The following is a 3,977-nucleotide window of genomic DNA, read 5'->3' as shown; positions in this document are numbered from 1 at the left end:
CCGTTCTTGTTAGGAATGTCAGAGTCTTCACCCACATAAACACCTTCATAGATACAGCGGCCAAGGTGTTCGGCAAACTGTCCGTAAATCTCCTCGTTAATCTGACCTTTTTTCTTTGATTCTTTAATGCTGAGTGTTTTCATTAGGCATACCTATATAAAAGGATGAGCTGTGCGTTATTACTGGTATTTGATTAAGTAATAAAAAAAATACCGGTCGCTTGATGAATCGATAGCGCATTCTTAAAAAAAACAAAGAAACATAAAAGTGATTTATATCAGAAAAGCTCAACTTGACGATTATGTCCATGTATTTAGCTGACATCGTCATATGCCATTAAATACTGACCATTCACGACTGTATTTTTAACGATAAACGACCATCAAAAAACAAAAATCAGCACGCCAGGCACACTGATCAATAGCGAATCCATCCATTCTTTTAGCTTACCCAGACATGGATTACTTATTTCAATTAATCATAATAAACACACGAATTTTCAAACTATTATTTAAAGAGAAAACGCCCATGGATAAGATGGCAGAAAGCTACGTTATTGGATTGGATTTTGGTTCCGATTCCGCAAGGGCAGTCATTGTCAATACTCATAATGGTAAAGAGCTGGGTTGTGGTGTTTGCAACTATCCCCGGTGGATGGAAGAACAATACAGCGACGCCGCTGAATCGAGATTTCGACACCACCCCCTTGATTATATTGAAGCCATGACATCCGCCATTAAAAGCGCACTAATGGAAGCCGGTAAGGGTGTTGTTGAAAAAGTGGTGGGTATCGGTGTTGATACCACCGGCTCAACACCGGCTCCGGTGGATGAAAACGGCACTGTTCTTGCCCTTAAACCTGAGTTCGCTGACAACCCCAACGCCATGTTTATTCTGTGGAAGGATCACACCTCCGTTGCCGTGGCCGACCGCATTAACCATCTGGCCCGATCAGGACAATACCCTGACTACACCCGCTATGTGGGTGGCATTTATTCATCGGAATGGTTCCTGGCCAAAGCCGCTTATATTTCTGAACAGGATGCCGCTGTTAATAACGCCGCTCACACTTGGGTAGAACTCTGCGACTGGATTCCGGCACTGCTATCCGACAACCTCCATCCAAAAAAGATCAAGCGGGGTATTTGTGCCGCCGGGCATAAAGCACTCTGGCATGAAAACTGGGGCGGCCTGCCTTCACAGACGTTTTTGAGCGCTATATCCCCCACCCTGGACAACATGAGAGAAAATTACTCTGACCAGGTATACACCTCTGAACAGGTAGCCGGATTTCTGACTGAACAATGGGCGGACACATTGGGTTTGCCCGCCGGTATTGCCATAGCAGTGGGTGAATTTGACTGCCATATGGGCGCCGTTGGTGCTGGTGCCCGGGAAGGAGATCTGGTGAAGGTCATGGGTACCTCTACCTGTGACATCCTGATGGTTCCACCTGAAGAGCTGGGTGATAAAACCATTGACGGCATTTGCGGACAGGTGCTGGGCAGTGCGTTGCCCGATATGGTGACCCTGGAAGCGGGTCAATCGGCTTTCGGTGATATCTATGCCTGGTATAAACGTCTGCTGGCATGGCCAGTACAGGAGTGGTCACGCCAGCACCCGGAAGACCAGCCGTTAATGGAGAAAATTGAAGCGTCGTTATTGCCCATGCTGACCCAGAATATCAGTCAGCGAGGGCTTCAGGACGGCGCTCTGGCAACAGACTGGTTTAATGGACGACGTACGCCTTATGCCAACCAGCGTCTCAGTGGCAGCATCAGTCAATTAAATCTGGGTTCTGATGCCCCGGAAATATTCCATGCCCTGGTGGAATCAACGGCCTTCGGTGCCAAAGCCATCACCGACAGCATGAACGATCAGGGTGCCAGCATTAAACGGGTGATTGCCATCGGCGGAATCTCTAAAAAGTCCTCCCTGATTATGCAAATTTGCAGCGATGTCATGGGCTATGAAATTTCGGTGGTTGAATCCGAACAGTGCTGCGCCCTGGGTGCCGCCATTTTTGCCGCCGTTGCAGCAGGCATTTACCAGACCACCCATGAGGCCCAGAAAGCCATGGCCAGTCAGATTTGTCAGGTCTATCATCCCCGCCCTGCCCGTTCGCAACACTACCAGCGCAGATATCAGGCATACCAGCAACTGGGTCAGGCCATGGAAATTTTAACCATGACTCAGGCAGAATCCCTGGCTACTGACGCAGTGGCCGCTGAAAGCAGGGAGGAAACAGCATGCTGAATAATCTTCTGCAACTGAATCTCCTGCAACTGAAAGAGGATGTGTATAAGGCCAACATGGCTTTACAACAGCACAACCTGGTGACCTTTACCTGGGGAAATGTCTCCGGCATCAATCGTGAAACCGGTCTTGTGGTCATTAAGCCCAGCGGTGTTGCCTATGAAGAACTGAGCCCGGACCTTATGGTGGTGGTGGATCTGGCGGGGGATATTATTGCCGGCAGTATGAGTCCATCGTCAGATACCGCCACACATCTGGCATTGTATAAAACGTATCCGGACATTGCCGGAGTGGTTCATACTCACTCTTCCTATGCCACCTCCTGGGCTCAGGCAGGCATGGCCATTCCGGCCCTGGGGACTACCCATGCAGACTATTTCTATGGCGAAATCCCCTGCACCCGACCGCTCTCTCCAGCAGAGCTGGCCAGTGACTACGAGCTTAATACCGGCAAAGTCATTATTGAAACCATAGGCGACACTGACCCAATGGCAGTACCGGGTATTATCATCAGTGAACACGGGCCATTCAGCTGGGGTTCATCCCCGAAGAAGGCGGTTCACAATGCGGTGGTCATGGAAGAAGTGGCGAAAATGGCTTTCCGTACCGTGCAGCTGAATCCCAATGTCAATGGCATTCCGAAAACCCTGCTGGATAAACATTATTTCCGCAAGCACGGCCCTGATGCCTACTACGGTCAGCAAACGAATTAAGCCTCAGGGAAGTAGCAGATCAGAATACACCAACGTCATCCCCGCGAAGGAGGATGTCGAAAAACCCACCGAGCTCGTTCCCACGGTCCCCCGTGGGAATGCATACCGGACCCGCTACAAATGAAACAACCAGCATGAAACTCCCACAAACTCGGGCAAAGAGAGGTTGCCCCTCACACGGCCATCTCCGTATGCATTCCCACGCAGAGCATGGGAACGAGGTGTCCGGAGGGGTTTGCGACAACGTCGGAGCATGGGCACGAGGTAATATCCAGCACACCCTGCTGAGTGAGGCTACGTCTCGTTTTCACGCATTGGGGCAATTCAGACTACGGGCTATCAGACAGTCCTGCGGTCCCATATGCATTCCCACGCAGAGCGTGGGAACGAGATAAAACCGTGGGAACGAGTCACAGCTGGAACAGTGTTCGGGAGTTAGTAGCCGATTAATTCTGGAGATAAAAAGCTATTTGGAAAGGCCGGAACCCAGTGGGCTTATTGAGTTTCTGGAGAGAAGCGTTCCCACGCAGAGCGTGGGAGCGAGATAGATAGGCCTTCTATTATGGAACTATATTGGTAACAGCATCGGTTGCGCACAAGCCATTCGCAGGTGTTACTGCATTACAGGCTGCTGCCCAAGTCGTAGCCGTAGCATTAGGAGTAAAAGTAACCGTTTCAGCACCAAACGCCCCACCTGGAGACACGGTTATAAGACCACTAGCTCCCACTGTAATGTCTCCAGAATTTGCTGGCACCCCATTAGCCGCTGCAGTGCAGTTTGCAATGAGCGTTGTTTGTGCACATATTGCGATCGCCGTTCTATAAGCAGATGCCTCTGATAATGAAGCAGAAGCTTGAGCATTTCTTGTATAATTCTGATACTGCGGAATCGCCACCGCCGCCAAAATACCAATAATCGCCACAACGATCATCAATTCAATCAGGGTAAAACCTGATGCCTTACGGATTTCCGACATCCTTGTCTTCATAATATTTTCCTCGACCAAT

At 49.7% G+C, this 3,977-nt stretch carries 3 protein-coding genes; 2 read left to right on the top strand and 1 reads right to left on the bottom strand.

Going from position 1 to position 3,977, the window contains the following annotated elements; genetic code table 11:
* The first annotated feature begins 528 nt into the window (after positions 1-528).
* Both RM811_RS01490 and RM811_RS01485 read left to right on the top strand, forming a co-directional pair.
* On the top strand, positions 529-2,256 hold the full coding sequence (locus tag RM811_RS01490; protein ID WP_402520072.1) for a ribulokinase: 1,728 nt from the start codon (positions 529-531) through the stop codon (positions 2,254-2,256).
* Complete coding sequence (locus RM811_RS01485; protein ID WP_402520070.1) at positions 2,250-2,969, top strand: L-ribulose-5-phosphate 4-epimerase; 720 nt, start codon at positions 2,250-2,252, stop codon at positions 2,967-2,969. The genes RM811_RS01490 and RM811_RS01485 overlap by 7 nt, the downstream gene beginning before the upstream one ends.
* 560 nt (positions 2,970-3,529) lie before the next feature.
* Here RM811_RS01485 and RM811_RS01480 read toward each other — a convergent pair.
* Positions 3,530-3,946 (bottom strand): prepilin-type N-terminal cleavage/methylation domain-containing protein, encoded by a 417-nt coding sequence (locus tag RM811_RS01480; protein ID WP_402520074.1) that lies wholly within the window; start codon positions 3,944-3,946, stop codon positions 3,530-3,532.
* Positions 3,947-3,977 lie beyond the last annotated feature (31 nt).

The sequence above is a fragment of the Endozoicomonas sp. genome (assembly GCF_031844845.1).
Classification (GTDB): Bacteria; Pseudomonadota; Gammaproteobacteria; order Pseudomonadales; family Endozoicomonadaceae; genus Endozoicomonas.
The sequence above is the reverse complement of the archived record's forward strand: the minus strand, read 5'-3'. Positions and strand labels throughout refer to the sequence as shown.